This is a genomic window from Streptomyces sp. NPDC002306 (assembly GCF_053593435.1).
On record NZ_JBSFCK010000012.1, the window covers coordinates 159,055 to 179,919 of the forward strand.

Annotated in this window: 22 protein-coding genes; 8 read left to right on the forward strand and 14 right to left on the reverse strand. The window is 73.7% G+C overall.

From position 1 onward, the window contains the following. Window positions 1-21: 21 nt before the first annotated feature. Complete coding sequence (locus tag ACWCQK_RS24065; RefSeq protein ID WP_451158081.1) at window positions 22-1,713, forward strand: DUF885 domain-containing protein; 1,692 nt, start codon at window positions 22-24, stop codon at window positions 1,711-1,713. Between the two features lie 52 nt (window positions 1,714-1,765). Here the strand turns inward: ACWCQK_RS24065 and ACWCQK_RS24070 are convergent, their stop codons facing one another. Together ACWCQK_RS24070 and ACWCQK_RS24075 are read right to left on the reverse strand one after the other, a co-directional pair. Beyond that, window positions 1,766-2,611, reverse strand: coding sequence for an SDR family oxidoreductase (locus ACWCQK_RS24070; RefSeq protein WP_451158083.1), 846 nt, complete (start codon window positions 2,609-2,611; stop codon window positions 1,766-1,768). A 146-nt stretch (window positions 2,612-2,757) separates the two neighbouring features. Next, the gene (locus tag ACWCQK_RS24075) at window positions 2,758-3,273 is read right to left on the reverse strand and encodes an immunity 21 family protein (protein WP_451158085.1); all 516 of its coding nucleotides are present in this window, start codon (window positions 3,271-3,273) and stop codon (window positions 2,758-2,760) included. 57 nt (window positions 3,274-3,330) lie between these two features. On the opposite strand from ACWCQK_RS24075, the gene ACWCQK_RS24080 reads away from it, so the two are divergent. Continuing rightward, on the forward strand, window positions 3,331-3,516 hold the full coding sequence (locus ACWCQK_RS24080) for a hypothetical protein (RefSeq protein WP_451158087.1): 186 nt from the start codon (window positions 3,331-3,333) through the stop codon (window positions 3,514-3,516). Between the two features lie 64 nt (window positions 3,517-3,580). Here ACWCQK_RS24080 and ACWCQK_RS24085 read toward each other — a convergent pair whose 3' ends face one another. After that, the gene (locus ACWCQK_RS24085) at window positions 3,581-4,075 is read right to left on the reverse strand and encodes a rhodanese-like domain-containing protein (protein ID WP_451158089.1); all 495 of its coding nucleotides are present in this window, start codon (window positions 4,073-4,075) and stop codon (window positions 3,581-3,583) included. Between the two features lie 145 nt (window positions 4,076-4,220). Between ACWCQK_RS24085 and ACWCQK_RS24090 the strand changes: the two genes are divergently transcribed. After that, window positions 4,221-4,667 carry an Lrp/AsnC family transcriptional regulator gene (locus ACWCQK_RS24090; protein ID WP_451158229.1) on the forward strand — a complete coding sequence of 149 codons (447 nt, stop codon included), beginning with the start codon at window positions 4,221-4,223 and terminating at the stop codon, window positions 4,665-4,667. A gap of 41 nt (window positions 4,668-4,708) precedes the next feature. Here ACWCQK_RS24090 and ACWCQK_RS24095 read toward each other — a convergent pair whose 3' ends face one another. The 3 genes from ACWCQK_RS24095 to ACWCQK_RS24105 form a co-directional block, all read right to left on the reverse strand. Continuing rightward, complete coding sequence (locus tag ACWCQK_RS24095; RefSeq protein WP_451158091.1) at window positions 4,709-7,702, reverse strand: AAA family ATPase; 2,994 nt, start codon at window positions 7,700-7,702, stop codon at window positions 4,709-4,711. After that, window positions 7,699-8,862 (reverse strand): exonuclease SbcCD subunit D, encoded by a 1,164-nt coding sequence (locus ACWCQK_RS24100; protein WP_451158093.1) that lies wholly within the window; start codon window positions 8,860-8,862, stop codon window positions 7,699-7,701. Before ACWCQK_RS24100 ends, ACWCQK_RS24095 begins: the two co-directional genes overlap by 4 nt. A gap of 171 nt (window positions 8,863-9,033) precedes the next feature. Beyond that, window positions 9,034-9,660, reverse strand: a complete 627-nt coding sequence (locus ACWCQK_RS24105) for a YigZ family protein (RefSeq protein WP_451158095.1) — start codon at window positions 9,658-9,660, stop codon at window positions 9,034-9,036. Between the two features lie 132 nt (window positions 9,661-9,792). On the opposite strand from ACWCQK_RS24105, the gene ACWCQK_RS24110 reads away from it, so the two are divergent. Further along, window positions 9,793-11,784 (forward strand): amino acid transporter, encoded by a 1,992-nt coding sequence (locus tag ACWCQK_RS24110; protein WP_451158097.1) that lies wholly within the window; start codon window positions 9,793-9,795, stop codon window positions 11,782-11,784. Between the two features lie 36 nt (window positions 11,785-11,820). On the opposite strand, the gene ACWCQK_RS24115 is transcribed toward ACWCQK_RS24110, so the two are convergent. Both ACWCQK_RS24115 and ACWCQK_RS24120 read right to left on the reverse strand, forming a co-directional pair. Next, window positions 11,821-12,396, reverse strand: coding sequence for a SixA phosphatase family protein (locus tag ACWCQK_RS24115; protein ID WP_451158231.1), 576 nt, complete (start codon window positions 12,394-12,396; stop codon window positions 11,821-11,823). A 5-nt stretch (window positions 12,397-12,401) separates the two neighbouring features. Beyond that, window positions 12,402-13,130 (reverse strand): hypothetical protein, encoded by a 729-nt coding sequence (locus ACWCQK_RS24120; protein WP_451158099.1) that lies wholly within the window; start codon window positions 13,128-13,130, stop codon window positions 12,402-12,404. Between the two features lie 164 nt (window positions 13,131-13,294). Between ACWCQK_RS24120 and ACWCQK_RS24125 the strand changes: the two genes are divergently transcribed. Further along, complete coding sequence (locus tag ACWCQK_RS24125; RefSeq protein ID WP_451158101.1) at window positions 13,295-13,702, forward strand: CoA-binding protein; 408 nt, start codon at window positions 13,295-13,297, stop codon at window positions 13,700-13,702. Window positions 13,703-13,921: 219 nt separating this feature from the next. Here the strand turns inward: ACWCQK_RS24125 and ACWCQK_RS24130 are convergent, their stop codons facing one another. Further along, window positions 13,922-14,281: an ArsR/SmtB family transcription factor gene (locus ACWCQK_RS24130; protein WP_385773277.1), complete on the reverse strand. Its 360-nt coding sequence runs from the start codon at window positions 14,279-14,281 to the stop codon at window positions 13,922-13,924. Between ACWCQK_RS24130 and ACWCQK_RS24135 the strand changes: the two genes are divergently transcribed. Further along, the gene (locus ACWCQK_RS24135) at window positions 14,264-15,568 is read left to right on the forward strand and encodes a cation diffusion facilitator family transporter (protein WP_451158104.1); all 1,305 of its coding nucleotides are present in this window, start codon (window positions 14,264-14,266) and stop codon (window positions 15,566-15,568) included. The genes ACWCQK_RS24130 and ACWCQK_RS24135 overlap by 18 nt on opposite strands. 2 nt (window positions 15,569-15,570) lie before the next feature. Here ACWCQK_RS24135 and ACWCQK_RS24140 read toward each other — a convergent pair whose 3' ends face one another. Then, entirely contained in the window at window positions 15,571-16,128 is a 558-nt protein-coding gene (locus ACWCQK_RS24140) for a YbaK/EbsC family protein (protein ID WP_451158106.1), read from the reverse strand. 43 nt (window positions 16,129-16,171) lie between these two features. Then, window positions 16,172-16,744 carry a helix-turn-helix domain-containing protein gene (locus ACWCQK_RS24145; protein WP_451158108.1) on the reverse strand — a complete coding sequence of 191 codons (573 nt, stop codon included), beginning with the start codon at window positions 16,742-16,744 and terminating at the stop codon, window positions 16,172-16,174. A 134-nt stretch (window positions 16,745-16,878) separates the two neighbouring features. On the opposite strand from ACWCQK_RS24145, the gene ACWCQK_RS24150 reads away from it, so the two are divergent. Next, window positions 16,879-17,736 carry an EamA family transporter gene (locus ACWCQK_RS24150; RefSeq protein WP_451158110.1) on the forward strand — a complete coding sequence of 286 codons (858 nt, stop codon included), beginning with the start codon at window positions 16,879-16,881 and terminating at the stop codon, window positions 17,734-17,736. A gap of 22 nt (window positions 17,737-17,758) precedes the next feature. Here ACWCQK_RS24150 and ACWCQK_RS24155 read toward each other — a convergent pair whose 3' ends face one another. Next, window positions 17,759-18,517 carry an acyltransferase gene (locus tag ACWCQK_RS24155; protein WP_451158112.1) on the reverse strand — a complete coding sequence of 253 codons (759 nt, stop codon included), beginning with the start codon at window positions 18,515-18,517 and terminating at the stop codon, window positions 17,759-17,761. Between the two features lie 109 nt (window positions 18,518-18,626). On the opposite strand from ACWCQK_RS24155, the gene ACWCQK_RS24160 reads away from it, so the two are divergent. After that, window positions 18,627-19,187 carry a gamma carbonic anhydrase family protein gene (locus tag ACWCQK_RS24160; protein ID WP_451158114.1) on the forward strand — a complete coding sequence of 187 codons (561 nt, stop codon included), beginning with the start codon at window positions 18,627-18,629 and terminating at the stop codon, window positions 19,185-19,187. A gap of 247 nt (window positions 19,188-19,434) precedes the next feature. Here the strand turns inward: ACWCQK_RS24160 and ACWCQK_RS24165 are convergent, their stop codons facing one another. Next, entirely contained in the window at window positions 19,435-20,085 is a 651-nt protein-coding gene (locus ACWCQK_RS24165; protein ID WP_451158116.1) for a DedA family protein, read from the reverse strand. A 330-nt stretch (window positions 20,086-20,415) separates the two neighbouring features. Beyond that, the gene (locus tag ACWCQK_RS24170) at window positions 20,416-20,853 is read right to left on the reverse strand and encodes a DUF4442 domain-containing protein (protein WP_451158233.1); all 438 of its coding nucleotides are present in this window, start codon (window positions 20,851-20,853) and stop codon (window positions 20,416-20,418) included. Between the last annotated feature and the right edge of the window lie 12 nt (window positions 20,854-20,865).

The window sequence follows — 20,865 nt, forward strand, 5'->3', positions numbered from 1 at the left end:
TGTTCGTATGAGGATGTCCGCATGTCAGAGACCAAGAGCCAGCTGCCCCGCGAGGTCGCCGACGCCTACGTCGACGAGCTGATCGCCCTCGACCCGATCACCGGAACCTACCTGGGAGTGAAGGAGAGTTCGAGCCGCCTGCCCGACACCTCACCGGCGGGACAGGACGCGCTCGCCGAGCTGGCCCGTACGACGCTCGCCCGGCTCGACGAGGCCGAGCGTCTGCCGGGCGCGGACCGTGACATCGAGCGCCGCTGCGGGCGCCTGCTGCGCGAGCGGCTCACCGCGGAGCTCGCCATGCACGAGGCCGACGAGCACCTGCGTTCGGTGGGCAACCTGCACACGGTGGCGCACTCGGTGCGCGAGATCTTCACCGTCACGCCTGCGCAGACCGAGGAGGACTGGGCCGCGATCGCCGAGCGGCTGCGCGCGGTTCCGGCGGCGCTGGCGGGCTACCGCGCGTCGCTCGCCCTCGGCCTGGACCGCAAGCTGTACGCGGCGCCGCGTCCGACGGCGACGTTCATCGGGCAGCTGACCGAGTGGTCGGACACCGACGGCAGCGGCCGAGGCTGGTTCGAGGACTTCGCGGCGGCGGGCCCGCAGGCGCTGCGCGCGGAGCTGGACGAGGCCGCGCGCGGGGCGACCGCGGCCGTGGTGGAGCTGCGGGACTGGATGCGGGACGTGTACGCGCCGACGATCGAGGGCGCGCCGAACACCGTGGGCCGGGAGCGCTACGCGCGCTGGTCGCGCTACTTCAACGGCACGGACCTCGACCTGGACGAGGCGTACGCGTACGGCTGGGCCGAGTACCACCGGCTGCTCGGCGAGATGCGGCAGGAGGCCGAGAAGGTCCTGCCCGGTGCGGCGACGCCGTGGGTGGCCCTCGCGCACCTCGACGAGCACGGCAAGCACATCGAGGGTGTCGACGAGGTCCGCGACTGGCTCCAGGGCCTGATGGACCAGGCGATCGACGCCCTGGACGGCACCCACTTCGAACTCGCCGAGCGGGTGCGGAAGGTGGAGTCCCGCATCGCGCCTCCGGGCGGTGCGGCGGCGCCGTACTACACGCCTCCGTCGGAGGACTTCTCGCGTCCGGGCCGCACCTGGCTGCCGACCATGGGCCAGACCCGTTTCCCGGTCTACGACCTGGTCTCCACCTGGTACCACGAGGGCGTCCCCGGCCATCACCTCCAGCTCGCGCAGTGGACGCACGTCGCCGCGGACCTCTCCCGCTACCAGGCGACCGTCGGCGGGGTGAGCGCCAACGCCGAGGGCTGGGCGCTGTACGCGGAGCGCCTGATGGACGAGCTGGGCTTCCTCACCGACGCCGAGCAGCGGCTCGGCTACCTGGACGCGCAGATGATGCGGGCCGCCCGTGTCATCGTCGACATCGGCATGCACCTCGAGCTGGAGATCCCGGCGGACTCCCCGTTCCACCCGGGTGAGCGCTGGACTCCTGACCTGGCCCAGGAGTTCTTCGGCGCGCACAGCAGCCGTCCGGCGGACTTCGTGGAGAGCGAGCTGACCCGCTATCTGACCATGCCCGGTCAGGCGATCGGCTACAAGCTCGGTGAGCGGGCCTGGCTGCTGGGCCGCGAGAACGCCCGGGAGCGGCACGGGGACGCCTTCGACCTCAAGGCCTGGCACATGGCGGCCCTGTCCCAGGGGTCCCTGGGCCTGGACGACCTGGTGGAGGAGCTGTCGCGCCTGTGACGGCCCCGGCGGTGGTGCCGGGCCGGCGGCCCGACGCCACCGCCCGGGCGGCTCACCGTCGGAAGCCGCCCTCCGAGTCGACGACCTGACCCGTGACCCACTCCGCCTCGTCCGTGGCGAGCCACGCGATGAGGCGGGCCGGGTCGTCGGGCCTACCCCACCGGCCGGCCGGGAAGCGCGCGGCGACGGCCGCGTGATCGTCGCCGCTCAGGTAACCGGTGTCCACGGGGCCCGGGTTGACGGTGTTGACCGTGACGGCGTGCTCGGCGAGCGTGGTCGACAGGGAACGGGTGACGGAGGCGAGCGCGCCCTTCTGGAGGGCGTAGGCGAGCTCGCCGGGCATGCCGTCCCCGAGGTCCTGGCCGGACGTCATCATCACGACGCGTCCGCCCGGGGTGCGCGTCGGCAGTGCGGCGCGCAGCCGGGCGTACGCCTGGACCAGGAGCAGCACGGAGCGGGCGTCGACCGCCCAGTGCGCGTCGAGCATCGCGGCGTCGATCGCGTCGAGCGTGCCGTCGGAGCCGCTGAGGGCGTGGTTGGCGACGAGGATGTCGAGTCGGCCGCCGAGCGCCGAGGCGGCGGCGGTGATCAGTTCGGCGGGCGCGGCCGGGTCCGTGAGGTCGCCCGGCCGCGCGACCACCCGGGCCGCTGGGTCGCCGAGCGCGGCGCGCACGGAGGCGGCCACCTCCTCGGGCCGGTCGGCGCCCCAGGGCATGGCGGCGTCGTGCGGGACGTGGTGGTGCAGGCAGACGCTCGCGCCGTACGCGGCGAGCCGCCGGGCCACCGCGTGCCCGATGCCGTCGCGTCGGCTCGCCCCGGTGACCAGGGCGGTCCGGCCGCGCAGCGGCAGGGGGTCACGGAGCAGATCCTCGGGGGCGGGGTGCTGGAGTCGGGACATGGACGACCATGATGGCGACCGTGCCGGATCTCCGCACGTGCGTTTCGGCGTACGGTCTCTCGGCACGAGTACGTCGGCGCACTGCCGTCCCGGCGCACGCGCGTGTCGGCCTCGCGGGGCCGCCGCGGGCCGCCCCCGTCGGCGCGTCAGTCCGGGAGCCGTCGCAGCTGTACGAGTCCCAGCCAGGTCTCGGGGCCTGGCTGTACCTGGGCCGCGCGCACAACGTACCGGCCGGGGTGCAGCGACAGCTTCACGTGGTCGGTGCGACCGCAGTCGTTGCCGGGCCAGGCCGCGTCGAACAGCAGGACCGTGCCGGGTACGTCCCAGCGCAGCTCGGTCTCCCAGGCCGCCGTCTCGATCGCCGTGGGCAGCGCCGCGAGGAGTTCGCGAGCCGAGTCCGCCGCGTACCAGCGTACGAACGTGCCGTGTTCGGGGAGGTAGGCGGTGGCGGCGGGCTCGTCGCCGAGGACCAGGGCCGTGCTGTCGCCCACGGGCAGCAGGCCGACGGCCGCGTCGATGTCACAGGCCCGGTCGTAGTCCGAGGCCGTCTCGTCCCCGTCGGCCCCGGCCCAGAACGGCAACACCGTCTCGGGCACCGCTATGAGGGGCCCGCCGCCCGACTCCACCCAGTCCACCGCGTCCGGATCCGCGTATCGCACCATGCCGCAGAACCTACACGCTCCGGCTTCCGGCAAATCCACTGTCCCCCATGGCATTTCGTGACCTTCGCCCTGGAGTACCGGCCCTTCCTCCTGGACGTTGAGGTACGCACCGGCAGCCGGGACGCGACGGGCGGCGCACGCGACGTGGCGCCGGCCTTCGCCGAGCGGCCGGACACGGTGGGCCAGTTCGCGGCGGCGGACCGCCGCTTCCCGCGTCCGGCGCCGGAGGTGGTAGGGAACTGAGCCGCCGGCCGCCGGAGGGGAACCGGGCACGCACCCGTGCCGCCGGTGCGTGCCCGGTGTCGCGTCAGCAGCCGCAGTCCGCCGCGTCCACCGGCGCCGTCAGCGGGTCGGCGGTGCGTCGGGCGGGCCCCTCCCAGGTCTCGTACGGGAAGCCCTCGCGTGCCCAGTACTCGAAGCCGCCGAGCATCTCCTTGACCTGGTAACCGAGTTCGGCGAGGGCGAGGGCCGCGCGGGTGGCGCCGTTGCAGCCGGGGCCCCAGCAGTAGGTGACGACCGGGACGGACCTGTCGAGGAGTCGTCCGGCCTGCTCGGGGACGAGCGCGGTCGGCAGGTGGAGCGCGCCGGGGAGGTGGCCCTGGTCCCAGGACTCGGTGGAGCGGGAGTCCACCACGACGAAGCCGGGGTCGCCGCCTGCCGCGAGCGCGGCGGCGACGTCGGAGACGTCGGCGTGGAAGGCCAGGCTCGCGCGGAAGTGCGCGGCGGCCTCGGCAGGGGCCGCCGGGGCGACGCGCAGCACGGGGTTCACGGGGTGGACGGTGTCGGTCGTGGTGGCGGTCATGGCCTGGCCCTTCCCTCGGGCCGCCGCGTCGGCGGTGCGGCGGCTCTTCCTGGCCAGAAATCTACGGCCGGTGATCGGCTCGCTGAAGTGGCGATCCACGGGCCGGCCGTTGTCCGGCCGGGGATTTCCCTGCTATCTGTACGTCATGACCGTGTATTCCCCGGACGCCACCGACTGGCGCATCCTCGACGTCCTCCAGCGCGACGGCCGTGCCAGCTTCGCCGAGCTGGCCCGTGCCGTGTCGATGTCCCCGAGCGCCGTCACCGAACGGGTACGGCGGCTGGAGGAGGCGGGCGTCATCAAGGGCTACGCGGCGGTCGTCGAACCCGAGCGGCTCGGCCTGTCGATCCTCGCGTTCGTCCGCCTGCGCTACCCGAACGGCAACTACAAACCATTCCACGACCTCGTCGCCGTGACGCCCGAGATCCTCGAAGCGCACCCTGTGACCGGGGACGACTGTTTCGTCATCAAGGTCGCGGCCCGCTCGATGCGTCATCTGGAGGAGGTCTCGGGCCGGATCGGCGGGCTGGGCTCGGTCACCACCAGCGTCGTCTACTCGTCACCCCTGCCCCGGCGCCCAGTGGGCCGGTGAGCGCCGGGCCGGTGGGCGCCCGGGCAGGGGCAGGGGTGAGCTCAGCGCACGCCCCGTTGCCGTAGCGCCGACCCCGACCGGCCCTTCACGACCTCCAGTTGGGCGTGGACGCGGCGCCGCAGGTCGGCCACGTGGCTGACGATGCCGACGCTGCGGTCGCGTTCGCGCAGGGAGTCGAGCACGTCGAGGACCTCGTCGAGGGTCTGGTCGTCGAGGCTGCCGAAGCCCTCGTCGATGAAGAGCGTGTCCAGCCGGACCCCGCCGGCCTCGTCGGTGACGACGTCGGCGAGGCCGAGCGCCAGCGCGAGCGAGGCGAAGAACGTCTCGCCGCCGGACAGCGTCGCCGTGTCCCGCTCGCGCCCGGTCCAGGCGTCGACGACATGCAGCCCGAGCCCGCTGCGGCCGCGGCCGGCCCGGTCGTCGGAGTGGACGAGGGTGTAGCGGCCGGACGACATGCGCTGCAACCGTGCGGTCGCGGCGGCCGCGACCTGTTCCAGGCGGGCCGCCAGCACGTACGACTCCAGGCGCATGCGGCGTTCGTTGTCGGCCGAGGTCCCGGCGGCGAGGCCGGCCATGCGGGCGACCCGGTCGTACTCCTCGCGCAGCGGTGCGAGTCGTCGTACCCCGGTGGCCGCGCGGGCCGAGAGCCGGTCGAGTTCGGCGCAGCGCCGGGCGGCCGCGTCGCGTGCGGAGGCCGCGTCGCGCAGCCGCCGGCCCTCCTCGGCGGCGGTCCGCTCGGCGGTCGTGACGTCGGCGGGCGGCTGATCGGCGGCGGCCGCGGTGTCGGCCTCGGCGAGGACGGCGCGTACGGCGCTGTCCTCGTTCTGCCATACGTCCAGGCGCCGTTGGAGCTCACGGTGGGCCGCGTCGTCGAGGAGCGCGTCGGCCGCGTCCTGCGGGGTGTCGAACCCGGCGCGGAAGGCGGCGTCGGCGAGGCGCGCGTCGGCGTCCTTGAGCCGCTGCGCGCTGTCCTCGGCGGCGCGGGCGGCGTCGGCCGCGTCGGTGAGGCGGGCGACCCGCCGCTCCAGCTGGGCGGCCCGTGCGGCGACACTGTCGGCGCCGCCCCTGGCCTGTGCCAACTCCCCTTCCAGGGTTGCCTTCTCGCGGTCCAGCCGCTCCCGGTGGCCGACCCGGGCGGCGGCTCGCACTGCTGCCTCCTGACGTACCGCGATGCGCCGTTCGCGCTCCTGCTCGGCGTGCCGCGACTCCTCGTTCGCGGCGTGCAGTCCGGAGGCCTCCCGGCGCGACTCGCTGTACTGCTGTTCCAACTCAGTCGCTTGGCGGGCCAGTTGCTCGGTGGGGGTGTCGCTCGCCTCGGCGGTGGCGGCGGCGAGCTCCTCCCGTACGGCGCTCAGGCGTCGCTCGTCCCGCGCGGCCTGTTCCTGCGCGCTCTGGTAGTGCGCCAGGGCGCGTTCCTCCGCCTCGCGGTCGACGTGTCCGGCGACCTTGCGGGCGGGGGCGGGGTGTTCGGTGGCGCCGCAGACGGCGCAGGCCTCGCCGTCCAGGAGGTTCGCGGCGAGTTCGGCGGCGATGCCGTTCAGCCGCTGTTCCTTCAGGTCCAGCCAGTCGGCGCGGGCCCGCGTCGCCCGCTCCTGAGCGTCGAGCGCCCGCTGCCGGGTCTGTTCGGTGTCCTCGGCGAGCCGGTCGCGGGTGCGGGCGGCCGTGAGCCGCCGCTGCGCGGGTTCGCGCAGCACGGCGAGCTGTTCGGCCCGGGTGGCGGCGGACTGCGCGGAGTCGATCCGGGACTGGAGCCCCGCCCGGGTCGTCTCCCACGCGCCGAGCCAGCTCTCCACCTCCGCCAGTACGTCGTCGTCGGCGCGTTCCTGGCGTTCCAGGCCGGCACGCTCGGCGGTGAGTTCGGTGAGGCGGTGTTCGGCCCGCCGGGCCGACTCCAGTCCGCCCAGCTCCTCGGCGGCCCGGCGCGCGGCCACCGCGAGTCCGGCCGCTCCGGCTTCCGCGAAGGTGTCCGGCAGCTGCGCCCGCGCGTGCGTCTCGGCGTGGGCGGACCGGCGGTGCTCGGCGTCGGCCTCGTCCCGCAGCTCCAGGGCCGGCGCGACCGCCTCCGCCTTGCGCGACCGTTCCATCCGCGCCAGGGCCGCCCGGTGCTCCTCGGCCCGCTCCGCGAGCACTGCGGCCCGCTGCCGTGCCTGCGCGAACCGCTGCTGCAACCGTGACACTTCACGTACGTCGGACAGGTCGTGCTCGGCGGCGGCCTGCGCGGACTCGGCGGCGGCGAGGCCGCAGCGAGCGACGGCGAGCTCTTCGCGGGCGGTGCTGCGGGCGACGGCGGCGGCACCGAGCACGGCGTCGGCCAGGCCCGGTTCGCCGGCGGCCAGTTCGGGCAGCTCCATGGCGCCGCCCGCCTCCTGCTGCATGCGGTGGGCGTCCGCCAGCAGTGCGGCATCGCCCTCGCGCACCTGCGTCTCGGTGGCCTTGCGGCGTTCGGCGAGGCGCTTCTCGACCTCGGCGAAGCGATGCGTGTCGAACAGCCGGCCGAGCAGTTTGCCGCGGGCCTCGGCGTCGGCGCGCAGGAACCGCGCGAAGTCGCCCTGCGGCAGCAGCACGACCTGGCAGAACTGCTCGCGGCTCATCCCGAGCAGCTGGGTGATCTCCTCGCCGATCTCCTGGTGCGAGCGGCTGAGGTCCTTCCAGGCACCGGCGACCGCGTCGTACTCGCGCAGCCAGGTCTGGGCCTTGTCGAGCGTCGTACCGGAGCCGCGTCGTTTGGGCCGCTGCCAGGGCGGCTGCCGGGTGATCTCCAGCCTTCGCCCGGCGGCGGTCAGTTCGAGGCGGACCTCGGTGCGGGTGGCCGCCTCGGCATGGTCGCTGCGCAGCGTCAGGCCCTGCGCGCTCTGCCGGGCGCCCGGGACCGAGCCGTACAGCGCGTAGCAGACCGCGTCGAGGACGGAGGTCTTGCCCGCGCCGGTCGGGCCGTGCAGGAGGAAGAGTCCGGCGCCGGACAGGTCGTCGAAGTCGACGCTCTGCGCCCCGCCGAAGGGTCCGAAGGCGGTGATGTCCAGGCGGTGCAGCCTCACCGGGCCACCTCCCGCACGGTGGCGTCCGCGCGCACCGCGTCGAAGGCGTCGCGCAGCACGGTCCGCTCCCGTTCGTCGGGGCCGGCACCGCGCACATGCGCCACGAAGTCCTCCGCGATCTGCTGGTCGCTGCGGTCGGCGAGGCGCGCCGCGTAGGAGACGGCGGGGTCGTCCGGGTCCCGTTCGGGGTCGAAGACGAGGGAGAGCGTGTGCGGGAAGCGCGCGGTCAGCCGGGCCATGGGGTCGGCCGGGCGGACGGCGTCGGTGAGGGTCGCCTCGACCCACGCCTGCGCGTGCCGGGCGAGCCCCGGGTCCGCGAGCAGGTCCTCCAGCGGGCCTCTGATGCGGGCCAGGGCGCGGGGCACCGGGCAGTCGATCCGTTCGGCGGTGACCGTGCCGTCGGCGCCGAGGTCGACGAGCCACATGCTCTTGCGGTGACCGGCCTCCGAGAAGGAGTACGGCAACGGGGAGCCGGAGTAGCGCACGCGCTCGGTGATGGTCTGGCAGCCGTGCAGGTGGCCCAGTGCCGTGTAGTCGACGCCCTCGAAGACGCCCGCGGGCACGGCGGCCACCCCGCCGATCGTGATGTCCCGCTCGCTGTCGCTGGCCTGGCCGCCGGTGACGAAGGCGTGCGCCAGGACCACGGACCGGGTGCCGGGCGCGCGGGTGGCGAGGTCGGCGCGGACGCGGTCCATGGCGGCGGCGAGCACGGCCTCGTGGCCCGGCTTCGGCACCCCGAACTCGTCCTTGACCAGGGCGGGTTCGAGATAGGGCAGACCGTAGAAGGCCACGTCCGCGTGCGCGTCGGAGAGCACCACGGGGGTCCCGCAGGCCGACGGCTCGGTCCGCAGGTGGATGCCTGCGCGGTCGATCAGCCCGGCGCCCACGCCCAGCCGGCGGGCGGAGTCGTGGTTGCCGGAGATCATCACGGTCGGCACGCCGAGGTCGGCGAGGCGGTGCAGTGCGTCGTCGAACAGCTCGACCGCCGCGAGCGGCGGCACCGCCCGGTCGTACACGTCCCCCGAGACGAGCACGGCGTCCACGGCGTGCTCACGCACGGTCGTGACGAGGTGACCGATGAACTCGGCCTGGGCCTCCAACATGTTGACCCGGTGGAACGCCCGGCCGAGATGCCAGTCGGAGGTGTGCAGCAGTCGCATGATCCCCGAGGTTAACGGCCGGATCTGACATCACGGGCGGTTACCCCCGTTTCAGGCCGCCACGACCGGTCGCCCACACGGTCGTTACAGCCACTATGGCCACAATGCCCCATTTATCGGGTGCTGCATCAGGCGTTTCATGAGGCACTTCACGAGGCGTTTCATCAGGCGCTAGGCATCCCCGTAAGCCTCGCCGCCCAGTTCGAAGCCCGCCGTCCCGGCCGTGACGTCCGCGAGCCAGCCGCGGAAGGACTCCACCTCGGCGTCCGGCAGACCGATCTCGATGGTGACCGCCTCGCCGTAGCGCACGTCACGGACCTCGCGCCCGGTGGCGCGCAGGTCGTTCTGCACCTTGCCCGCCCGCTGGTGGTCGACGGTCACCGTGGCCAGCCGGAAGCGCCGCCGGGTGAGGGTGCCGAGGGTGTCCAGCGCCTCGCCGACCGCGCCGCCGTACGCCCGGATGAGTCCGCCCGCGCCGAGCTTGACGCCGCCGTAGTAGCGGGTGACGACGGCGACGACGTACCGCATGTCGCGGCGCAGCAGCATCTGGAGCATGGGCACCCCCGCCGTGCCGCCGGGTTCGCCGTCGTCGCCGGCCTTCTGGACCGAGGCGTCGGCTCCGATGACGTAGGCCCAGCAGTTGTGCGTGGCGTCGGCGTGCTCCTTGCGGACGGCGGCGAGGAAGTCCTGCGCCTCCCGCTCGGTGGCGGCCGGGGCGAGCGCGCACAGGAAGCGCGAGCGGTTGACCTCGGTCTCGTGCACGCCCGGGTGGGCGACGGTGCGGTACTCGTCCTGCATCCGGCCAGCCTATGCGCAGCCCGTGCGGTCGCCCGCCGGGCGGGGGCGGGCGACGATGTGGTGGGGACGTGCCCGTCGTCGGTCCGGAGCCGGCCGGACCCGCCGACCGCAGGGAGACAGGGAGACACGGGCATGACCCGTACGCACGTGGGGAGCACCGGCGGCTCCGGTCCCGCCCGTTCGGAGCACGCCGCGCGCCCGTCCCGCTGGCGGGCCTGGCTGCTGGACGGGCTCAGCGAGCAGACGGCCCGGCACCCCGGACCGCACGCGGCTCCCCCCGCCGATCACCAGGGCCACCGGTGGTGGCGGGTGATGTGCCTCACCGGTGTCGACTACTTCTCCACGCTCGGGTACCAGCCGGGCATCGCCGCGCTCGCCGCCGGTCTGCTGTCCCCGCTCGCGACCCTGGTGCTGATCGCGCTGACCCTGTTCGGCGCGCTGCCGGTCTACCGGCGCGTCGCCCACGAGAGCCCGCACGGCGAGGGGTCGATCGCCATGCTGGAGCGGCTGCTGTCCTGGTGGTCGGGGAAGATCCTGGTGCTGGTGCTGCTCGGCTTCGCGGCGACGGACTTCATCATCACCATCACCCTGTCGGCCGCGGACGCCGCCGCGCACGTGGTGGAGAACCCGTTCGCCCCGCACTGGCTGGACGGCGAGAACCTGTGGATCACCCTCGTGCTGCTGGGGCTGCTGGGCGGCGTCTTCCTGAAGGGCTTCCGGGAGGCCATCGGTATCGCGGTGGTGCTGGTGGTGACGTATCTGACCCTCAATCTGGTCGTGCTCGCCGATGCCGCCTGGGAGGTGTTCACCGGCCCGGTGCGGATCGGGAACTGGACCGACGCGCTGAGCGCCGAACACTCCTCACCTTTGATGATGATCGGCGTGGCGCTGCTGGTCTTCCCCAAGCTGGCCCTCGGCATGTCCGGCTTCGAGACCGGCGTGGCCGTGATGCCGCAGGTCAGGGGTGCCCCCACGGACACGTACGCGAACCCGGCGGGCCGCATCCGCGGCACCCGCAAGCTGCTCACCACGGCCGCGTTGACCATGAGCTGCTTCCTGCTGCTGTCCAGCCTGGCCACGACGATCCTCATCCCGCAGGCGGAGTTCAAGAGCGGCGGCCAGGCCAACGGCCGGGCGCTCGCCTATCTCGCGCACGAGCACCTCGGCCAGGTGTTCGGCACGGTCTACGACCTGTCCACGATCGCGATCCTCTGGTTCGCGGGCGCCTCCGCGCTCGCCGGCCTGCTCAACCTCGTCCCGCGCTACCTGCCCCGCTACGGCATGGCCCCCGAGTGGACGCGGGCGGTGCGTCCGCTGGTCCTGGTCTTCCTGGCGGCCGCGGTCCTGATCACGCTGTGGTTCGACGCGAACGTCGACCGGCAGAGCGGCGCGTACGCGACCGGTGTGCTGGTCCTGATGCTGTCCGCGGCGTTCGCCTCCACGGTCGCCGTGCACCGGCGCGGCCATCGCCGGGCCGCGTTCGGCTTCGGCACGATCACCGCCGTCTTCGCCTACACCCTGGTGGCGAACGTCATCGAGCGGCCGGACGGCATCAAGATTGCCGGGATCTTCATCGTCGCCATCCTGATCACGTCGTTCGGTTCCCGGGTGCACCGGGCCTTCGAACTGCGCGCCGGCGAGGTCGTCCTCGACGCGAGGGCGGCCCGGATCGTCGACGAGGCGGCCCGCGGCGGACCGCTGCGGCTGATCGCGAACGACCCCAAGGAGCGCACCCGACGGGAGTACCGGGTCAAGGAGCACGATCAGCGCGGGCACACCCCCATCCCGAGAGGCGGCCCGGTGCTGTTCCTGGAGGTGCTCGTACGGGACTCCTCGGACTTCAGCACCGACGTCAGCGTGCACGGCGACGACACGCTCGGCGTGCGGCGGCTGCGGGCGCAGGGGCCGACGGTGCCCAACACCGTCGCCGCGGTGCTGCTGGCCCTGCGCGACCGGACCGGCCGGATCCCGCACGCCTACTTCAACTGGACGGAGGGCAACCCGGTGAGCAATCTGATCCGCTTCCTGGTCTTCGGCCACGGTGAGGTGGCACCGGTCACCGAGGAGGTGCTGCGCCGCGCGGAACCGGACCCGGAGCGGCGGCCGTACATCCACGTGGGCTGACTCGCTCCTCCCCTCTTCCTCACACCTGCCCCCTCCTCACGCCTCCCCCCACCCCGTTCCTCCGCCCTGCTCCCCCTTGCTCCCCCGCGGCACGGTCATGGAGGTCAGCAGGGCCGTGGCCGGGGCGAGCGCGTGCCAGGTGTGGCCGTGCCAGGCGAGGACCGCGATCGCCGCGGTCGGGAACTTCACCCGGACCTCGTCCAGCGCGCCGTCGAGGCCGTCGTCGGCCAGTTCGAGGACCAGGTCCTCCAGGCCGGGGTTGTGACCGACCAGCAGCAGCGTCTCCACCTCGGGAGGCGTCTCGCGCACCACGTCCAGCAACTCCGCCGCGTCGGCCTCGTACAGCCGCGGCTCGTAGCGCACCGGCGGCGGCGTGCCCCACTCGGCGGCGGCCAGGTCCCAGGTCTGGCGGGCGCGCAGCGCGGGCGAGCACAGGGCGAGGTCGGGCAGGGAGTCGGCCTCGGCGAGCGCGCGGCCCGCCGCCGGGGCGTCCCGGCGGCCACGTGGCGCGAGAGGCCGCCGGTGGTCGGGAACGCCCTCCGGCCAGGCGGACTTGGCGTGCCGCAGCACGATGAGGCGGCGCAGTGGTCCCCCTCCGGCCCGCGGAATCACACCGTTCACGCGAGGGCTCCCAGGTCGCGGGTGAGTTCGAGGCCGAGGAGGCGGTCGGCGTAGGCGTACGTCTCGAAGCGGGCGCCGTCCGGCAGGTCCGGTCCGGCCTCCTCCACCTCGTGCAGCACGCGCAGCACCTCGGGCACGTCCAGGTCGTCCTCCCAGGCGCCGCGGAGCCGTGCGCGCACCTCGTCCGGGACCGGACGGGACGGCCGGTGGGCCCAGGTGGCGACCGCGCGGCGCCAGCGCCCGAGGGTGCGCTCGGCGTCCGCCAGGACGGCCGGGCCGAGGTCCACGGGCGCGCTCCGCGGCGGGCCGAGGAGGGCCAGCCGCAGAACGGCGGGGTCCCTGCCCTCCGGCAGCACCGGCTGCGCGTGGTGGACGGCCGCGACCTCGACCCGGACCCCGTCGGGCACGGCGCCGCCCTCGCCGGTCACGTGCAGGACCTGGGCCTCACCCAGTCCCGGCCCGGTGTCCTGCCCGTCCTCGAAGGGCCGGACGCCGAGGACGGCGGCGCTCGCGCGCAGTTCGGACAGGTCGCGCGGCGTGCTCAGCAGCGCCCAGACCGGCGTACCGCCGAGTTCCAGGGCGCGCACGAGCAGGTCGGTGACGAGCAGCACGCGCAGGGCCGTGGGGTCGAACCCCGGCACGTGCGCCTCGACACGGGTCAGGCCTCGGCGGGCGGGAGCGGCGTCGACGGATTCGCCGGTACGGGCGTCGATGATGCGGAGCACGGGCTGAGCGTAGGCGCGCGGACGCCGAAGCGCAGGCAGGCCGCGTGGAATCAGGACACGGCGCCGGGAACGGGAGTAGGGCGGGCCGGCCCGGAATCCCGCCGCGCCCCGCGCTGTTGTCCCGCACGACAGTTCTTCCCCGCTCTCTTCCGTGGAGGCCATCGGTGTACGGCGACGAGGCAACGATCCGCAAGATCCTCACCGAGCTCGGTGACACCTGGGCCGTGGTCGGCCTGTCGTCGAACCGGAGCCGCGCCGCGTACGGCGTCGCCGAGGTGCTCCAGCGCTTCGGCAAGCGGGTCGTCCCGGTCCACCCCAAGGCGGAGACCGTGCACGGCGAGCGGGGCTACGCGTCCCTCGCGGACATCCCTTTCGCGGTGGACGTCGTCGATGTCTTCGTCAACAGCGACCTCGCCGGGGCCGTCGTCGACGACGCGGTGGCCAAGGGCGCGCGGGCGGTCTGGTTCCAGCTCGGCGTCGTCGACGAGGAGGCGTACGACCGCGCCCGCGCGGCGGGCCTGGACATGGTGATGGACCGCTGCCCGGCGATCGAGATCCCGGCGCTGCGCTAGTGCCGCGGCAGGCAACGTTTGCCCGTGAAGGAGCGGCGTCCGGTGCGTGCTCCCGGCGTGCCGGCCGGAAGTCCTCGTACTGGGCGTACTCGGGCTTTCGGCCGGTGCGGCGGGAGTGCGTGCAGGGCGTCGCGACGGGGCGAACGTTGCCTGTTGCGGCACTAGGTGTACTCGGACCTGGCCCGGGTGACAGTCGGCTGATCGGTGGCCGGGCGCCGGTCAGTCGTGCACGGGCCGGTCGCCGAGCCGGTGGTCGGCCACGCTCAGCGCTTCGTCCACCAGGCGGCGCAGATGGCCGTCGCGCAGTGCGTAGATCACCCGGCGGCCCTCCTTGCGGGTGCTCACCAGGCCGGCCAGGCGCAGCCGCGCCAGATGCTGGCTCACGGCCGGCCGGGCCGCCCCGCACGCCTCCGTGAGGGTGGAGACGTCGGCCTCTCCCGCCGACAGTGCGTGCAGCAGCGTGAGGCGGGTGCGGTCGCCGAGCAGGGCGAGCAGTTCGGCGGCGAGCGCGAACTGCTCCTCGCCCGGGGTGCGCGGGTGCGCATGATGCGCAGGTGATAGGTGCATGCGTGCGCTCATACGCACATAATGGCGCTGTGGGCGGTGCGCGTCCACTCCCGCGCGACCACTCCCGCGCCTGCGCACCGACGCGCCTCCGCTCCCGCGCACCGGAAGGGGATCCCCGTGAGCCACCGGCACCGTCACGATCACGGACACGAGCAGGACCGCGAGCCCGAGCACGATCACGGGCACACACCCGACCACGGCCACCGCCACCGCCACGAGCAGGGCCGCGTACACGATCACGGACGCGAGTCAGGGCACGGACACGGGCACCACCACAGCCATGAGCCCGGACACCCGCACCCCCGTCCCGCTCCGGGCCTCCGCCACCGCCTCGGCCATCTCCTCACCCCGCACTCCCACGAGAGCGCCGCCAAGGTCGATGCGGCACTGGAGTCCTCGGCCCGCGGCATGCGCGCACTGTGGGTCTCGCTGGCGGTGCTCGGGGCGACGGCGCTGGGGCAGGCGGCCGTCGTGGCCGTGTCCGGGTCGGTGGCGTTGCTCGGCGACACGGTGCACAACGCGGCGGACGCGCTGACCGCCGTACCGCTGGGCATCGCCTTCGTGCTCGGCCGGCGCGCGGCGACGCGGCGCTTCACCTACGGCTACGGCCGCGCCGAGGATCTGGCCGGACTCGTGATCGTGCTGACGATCGCCGCGTCCGCGGCCTTCGCCGGGTGGACGGCCATCGAGCGGCTGCTGTCCCCTCGGCCCGTCGATCACGTCCCGGCCGTCGCGGTGGCCGCTCTCGCCGGCTTCGCCGGCAACGAGTGGGTGGCCCGCCACCGGATCCGCGTCGGCCGGTCGATCGGCTCGGCCGCGCTGGTCGCGGACGGACTCCACGCCCGCACCGACGGATTCACCTCGCTGGCGGTGCTCGTGGGCGCCGGCGGCTCGGCCCTCGGCTGGCAACTGGCGGACCCGGTCGTCGGGTTGGCGATCACCGCGGCGATCGCGCTGGTCCTGCGGGACGCGGCGCGCGAGGTGTTCCGGCGGGTGCTGGACGCGGTGGACCCGGAGCTGGTGGACCGCGCGGAACGGGCATTGGCGGACGTCGAGGGGGTGCGCGAGGTCGGCGAGCTGCGACTGCGCTGGATCGGGCACCGGCTGCGCGCCGAGGTGGCGGTCGTGGTGAACGGCGAGGCGACGGTACGGCAGGCCCACGCGATCGCCGTCGACGCCGAACACGCCCTGCTGCACGCCGTCCCACGGCTCACCGCGGCCCTCGTGCACGCGGATCCGGCGGTGGTCGCGGGCGAGGCCGACCCGCACCTGGCGCTGGCCCACCATACGCCCGGGTGACCTCAGGCCACGCCCAGTCCCTCCAGCACGACGGCGCCCGGCAGTTGCGCGAACGCCTTCCCGGGCAGCAGCAGTTTGCCGCGCCGCCGTCCGCTGCCGACCAGGACGTACGGCAGGTCGACCACGGCCGAGTCCACCAGCACCGGCCAGGCGTGGGGCAGCCCGATGGGGGTGATCCCGCCGTACTCCATGCCGGTCTCCCCCGTCGCCAGGTCCATCGGCGCGAACGAGGCCTTGCGAGAGCCGAGTTGACGGCGTACGGCGCCGTTGACGTCGACGCGGGTGGTGGACAGGGCCACGCAGGCGGCCAGGGTGGACTCGCCGCCGCGCTTGCCGGCCACGACCACGCAGTTCGCGGACCGCTCCAGCAGGTCCCGGCCGTAGTGCTCCACGAAGACGGCGGTGTCGGCCCAGCGCGGGTCGGTCTCGACGTAGAGGATCTCCCTGGCGGGGACGCCGCCGGTCCACTGGCGCAGGGCGTCGGCGACCGGGCGCGTGAGCTCGTCGAGGCAGTCCGGGACGGGGGTGGCGTGGTCGAAGTCTCCGATGGGTGCGCGCATGGCCGCACGGTAACAGCAGTGCGGCGGCCGCCCCCGGGGCGTCTCAGCGCATGGGCGGCACGGAGACCGCCATCACCATCTCCATCGGGACCTCGCCCTGGTTGCCGTACATGTGCGCGGTGTTGGCCTCGAAGGACGCGCTCGCGCCCGCCGGGACGCGGTACTCCACGCCGTCCACGGTGAGGGTCAGTTCGCCCGCCGTGACGTGGACGAGTTCGACGGTGCCGGTGGGATGCGGGTCGGAGGCGCTGTCGTCGCCGGGCATCAGCAGCCAGTCCCAGATCTCCAGCGGGCCGGGGGCCTCGGTGCCCGCGAGGAGACGGTTGTAGCTGCCCGCGTCCGTGTGCCACAGCCGAACGGCCTGCTCGGCGGGGACGATACGGACCGTCGGGCCCTGTTCGTAGTCGAGCAGGGTGGTGATGCTGATGCCGAGGGCGTCGCCGATCTTCACGATCGTGCCGATGCTGGGGTTGGTTCGGGCCTGCTCGATCTGGATGAGCATGCCGCGGCTGACGCCGGCGCGGGCGGCGAGCGCGTCCAGGGTGAAGCCACGCTCGGTGCGCCAGCGCTTGACGTTGCGCGCCAGGGACTGGGTCAGCAGGTCGAGGTCCGACACTTTCCGTCCAATATCCGGGATGTCCGGATGCCTGAAACATCCGGAGTTCAATATTCTAGATGACAGAGTGCATTACGTTGAACTACCGTGGGGTGCACCGGAGTGTTCATCGAACTGTACTGCGAGGCGTCCCCGTGACCGCATTCTTCGCCCTGGCCACCAGCCTGCTGTGGGGCCTGGCCGACTTCGGCGGCGGGGTGCTGACGCGGCGCGTCCCGGCGCTGACGGTGGTCGTGGTCTCCCAGGGCATCGCCGCGGTCGTGCTCGGCGCGATCGTGGTCGCCACCGGCGGCTGGAGCGAGGCCGGACCGCGGCTGTGGTTCGCGTGCGCCGCCGGACTCGTTGGCCCGCTCGCGCTGTTCTCCTTCTACCAGGCGCTCGCCCTGGGCCCGATGGGGGTCGTCTCCCCACTGGCCACCCTGAGCGTCGCCGTCCCCGTCGGCGTGGGCCTCTTCCTCGGCGAACGCCCCGGGCTGGTCCAGGTCGCGGGCATCGCGGTCGCCGTCACGGGGGTCGTGCTCGCCTGCGGCCCACGGGTGCGGGGCGCGGTCGTGCAGCGTCGGGCGCTCCTGCTCGCGCTGGTCGCCGCGCTCGGCTTCGGCACGGTCGTCACGCTGATCGCCGAGGCGTCGACCACGGTCACCGGGCTCTTCCTGGCCCTCTTCGTGCAGCGCCTGACGAACGTGACGGTGGGCGGCGCCGCGCTGTACGCCGCCGTGCGCCGGGGCTCCCCCGCCCTGCCGACGGGCGGCCTGCCCTGGTCCTCGCTCCCGGCGCTCGCCTTCGTGGGCCTCGCCGATGTGGCGGCCAACGGCACGTACTCGGTCGCCGCCCAGCACGGCCCGGTCACGGTGGCCGCCGTGCTCGCCTCGCTCTACCCCGTGGTGACCGCGTTGGCCGCGCGCGGGTTCCTCAGCGAACGGCTGCGGACGATCCAGGCGGCGGGCGCCGGTCTGGCCCTGGTCGGCACCCTGCTGCTGGCGACCGGCTGACCCCGGTCCGGCGCGGCCGGCCTCACTGCTCCAGCCGGGCCAGCTGTGCCACCGTCTCCTCGTCGAGGCCCGACAGCGCGACCAACTGCTCGGAGGTGACGCCGTCCGGGATCGGCACCGGCGCCGGGGTGCGCAGGGGCGGCTGCCAGCCCTCGGCGGGCGTCCAGCGCCGTACGACCCGGGCGGGCGCCCCGGCCACCACGGCGTGGTCGGGCACGACACCCCGCACGACCGCGCCCGCGGCCACCACGACGTTCCGGCCGATCCGGGCGCCCGGCAGGATCACCGCCCCGGTGCCGATCCAGCAGCCGGAACCGATCTCCACCGGCTCCATCCGCGGCCACTGCTTGCCGATGGGCTCGTGCGGGTCGTCGTAGGAGTGGTTGGTGGAGGTGACGTAGACGTACGGACCGAAGTAGCAGTCGCTGCCGATGGTGACCGTCGTGTCCGCGATGACATGGCTGCCGCGGCCGAGCACGACCCCGTCACCGATACGCAGGATCGGGTCCGGGCCCAGGTCGAGGTCGGGCATCAGGCCCGCGGTGAGCGTGACCTGCTCGCCGACGATGCAGTGCGAGCCGAGATGGATCCAGGCCTCGCCGAATACGGTGCCGAGCGGGAAGGCGAGTCTGGTCGCCGGCCCGATCGAGCCGAAGCGGAAACGCCCGGGGTGCTCCGCGCTGACGGAACCCGTGCGCTGCGCCCACGCCCAGCCCGCGTGGACGGCCTGCTGCGCGAGACGGCGGCGCCAGGATGAGAACGTGTTCTTGCGCTTCGGCACCCGCTCACCGTAGTCGGCACATGGTCCGCCCATACGACCGGAGCCCTGTGATCTTCACCCCACCGGGTGACGTACGGTGCCGGTGTACCCCGGACACGAGGAGACGGTGATGACGCACAGCGCGCTGATCACGGGCATCGGCGGCAGAGAACCGAAGGTGGACCCGGAGGCCTTCGTGGCTCCCACCGCGACGGTGATCGGCGAGGTGACGCTGGGGGCGGGGGCGAGCGTCTGGTACGGGGCGGTGCTGCGCGGTGACGTCGAGCGGATCTCGGTGGGAGCGAGCAGCAACGTCCAGGACAACTGCACCCTGCACGCCGACCCCGGCTTCCCCGTGACCGTGGGCGAGCGCGTGTCCATCGGGCACAACGCCGTCGTGCACGGGGCGACGGTCGGCGACGACTGCCTGGTCGGCATGGGCGCCACGGTGCTCAACGGGGCGGTGATCGGCGCGGGTTCCCTGGTCGCCGCCCAGGCCCTGGTGCCGCAGGGCATGCGGGTACCGCCGGGTTCCCTGGTCGCGGGCGTACCCGCGAAGATCCGGCGGGAGCTGACCGAGGAGGAACGCCAGGGCGTCACCCTGAACGGCACGATGTACGCGGAACTGGCCAAGGCGCACCGCGGGGTGCACGAGGACGAGACGCGGGCGGACGAGATCCGGGAGGGCTGAGCCCCGGCGGCACCGGGACCGGACCGGTTGCCCGGGGCCGGTCCGGTGCGCGAGGGCCGGGCGCTATGTGGGGACCGGGCGGTCGGCCACCGCGCTTTCCCGCGAAGTCTGCGTGCGCGGCCAGCCGGCGCGGCGTTCCCGCGCATCGATGTTCCCGCACATCGGATGTTCCCGCGCGTCGATGTTCCCGCGCATCGCTCGGCCGGACGGGTCCTGCCCTCGGCCCTGGCCCTGGCCTGCCTTGGCCCTAGTCGGTGGCCGGGACGGTTTCCCGTTCGGCCGCCTCCTTCTCCGCCATCGCCTTCTTCGCCCTGCGCTTGAGCACCAGCATCGAGGTGACCCCGATGAGCGCGGCCAGCACCAGCCCCAGGTACGAGAACCGCTTCAGCCAGTCCTCGGCGACCAGACCGACGTAGTAGATGACCGCGGTCGTGCCGCCCGCCCAGGCGATGCCGCCGAGCACGTTGGCGATGAGGAACTTCCAGTACGGCATCCGCAGTACACCCGCGAGCGGGCCGGCGAAGATACGCAGCAGGGCGACGAAGCGGCCGAAGAACACGGCCCACATGCCCCACTTCTCGAAGGAGCGCTCGGCGGTGGCGATGTGCCCCTCACCGAAGTGCCTGGGGAACTTCCTGCCGAGCCACGCCAGCAGGGGCCGGCCACCCTTGCGGCCGATGGCGTAGCCGATGGAGTCGCCGATCACGGCTCCGGCGCTGGCGCACGCGCCGAGCACGACGGGGTTGACCCCCGTGTGCTGCGAGGACAGCAGGGCCGCCGACACCAGGACGATCTCCCCCGGCAGCGGAATGCCCAGGCTCTCCAGTCCGATGACCAGAGCCACCACGGCGTAGACGGCACCCGCGGGCACCGTGTCGAGCCATTCCTGGACGTGCACCGCGGCTTCCTCCCGTTCTGAGCCCCTGTGTTCCCGGCGCGCGCCGCACAGGGCGCACGCCAGGAAGCGTACCGGGTCACCCGGACGTGTCGGCGTGGCGCCGATCGCACCGACGTTCGCCTCGCAGAGCCTTGCGAAGCCCTGCGAGGCCGTACCCGGTCATCCGGTCCGCGGCGCGAGCGACGGCCTCGTGAGGTTCGGGCCGCCCGGGTGATCCGGGTTCATGTGCGGCCGCCGACCTCGACCGCGGCCACCCTCCCGGCACGACGAGGGTCCCGGCGCGGACGACACCGCGCGCGGGACCCTCTTCCGTACCGTCGGCCGTTCCGTTCAGTTGTTGGGACGCAGGGTCCAGACGACCGTCATCTCCGTGGTCACGGCGCCGTCCTCGCGCCGGATGGCGACCGAGACGGGGAACTCCGGGCGCCGGCCCGCGTCGAGTTCGGCGACGACCTCGGCGATCGGGCGGCCGAGCGTGGCGGTGGCCGTCACCGGGCCGAGCGCGATCTTCTTGAACGCGATCTCGGCGGTGACCGGCAGCGGCACGGCGCGGGAGAGCTGGTCGCCGAAGGCGGCCAGGACGATCGCACCGCTGGCGGACTCACCGAGGGTGAACATCGCTCCGGCGTGCGGACCGCCCACGTGGTTGCGGTACTCGCTCTGGTCCGGGAGGGCCAGGACGGCCTTCTCCGGGGTGGTCTCCAGGTACTCCAGGTTCAGGGTTCGCACCATGGGCACCGTGGCGGCGAGCAGTTCGCCGATCGACATCTGGTCTGCGCT

What these genes read in the sequence shown, in the direction of transcription:
- ACWCQK_RS24105 (WP_451158095.1), bottom strand. Translation starts at nt 9,660, where the DNA reads ATGCAGGACGAGTACCGCACCGTCGCCCACCCGGGCGTGCACGAGACC.
- ACWCQK_RS24065 (WP_451158081.1), top strand. Translation starts at nt 22, where the DNA reads ATGTCAGAGACCAAGAGCCAGCTGCCCCGCGAGGTCGCCGACGCCTAC.
- ACWCQK_RS24130 (WP_385773277.1), bottom strand. Translation starts at nt 14,281, where the DNA reads ATGAGCGCACGCATGCACCTATCACCTGCGCATCATGCGCACCCGCGC.
- ACWCQK_RS24085 (WP_451158089.1), bottom strand. Translation starts at nt 4,075, where the DNA reads ATGACCGCCACCACGACCGACACCGTCCACCCCGTGAACCCCGTGCTG.
- ACWCQK_RS24070 (WP_451158083.1), bottom strand. Translation starts at nt 2,611, where the DNA reads ATGTCCCGACTCCAGCACCCCGCCCCCGAGGATCTGCTCCGTGACCCC.
- ACWCQK_RS24090 (WP_451158229.1), top strand. Translation starts at nt 4,221, where the DNA reads ATGACCGTGTATTCCCCGGACGCCACCGACTGGCGCATCCTCGACGTC.
- ACWCQK_RS24160 (WP_451158114.1), top strand. Translation starts at nt 18,627, where the DNA reads ATGACGCACAGCGCGCTGATCACGGGCATCGGCGGCAGAGAACCGAAG.
- ACWCQK_RS24100 (WP_451158093.1), bottom strand. Translation starts at nt 8,862, where the DNA reads ATGCGACTGCTGCACACCTCCGACTGGCATCTCGGCCGGGCGTTCCAC.
- ACWCQK_RS24140 (WP_451158106.1), bottom strand. Translation starts at nt 16,128, where the DNA reads ATGCGCGCACCCATCGGAGACTTCGACCACGCCACCCCCGTCCCGGAC.
- ACWCQK_RS24110 (WP_451158097.1), top strand. Translation starts at nt 9,793, where the DNA reads ATGACCCGTACGCACGTGGGGAGCACCGGCGGCTCCGGTCCCGCCCGT.
- ACWCQK_RS24075 (WP_451158085.1), bottom strand. Translation starts at nt 3,273, where the DNA reads ATGGTGCGATACGCGGATCCGGACGCGGTGGACTGGGTGGAGTCGGGC.
- ACWCQK_RS24170 (WP_451158233.1), bottom strand. Translation starts at nt 20,853, where the DNA reads ATGTCGATCGGCGAACTGCTCGCCGCCACGGTGCCCATGGTGCGAACC.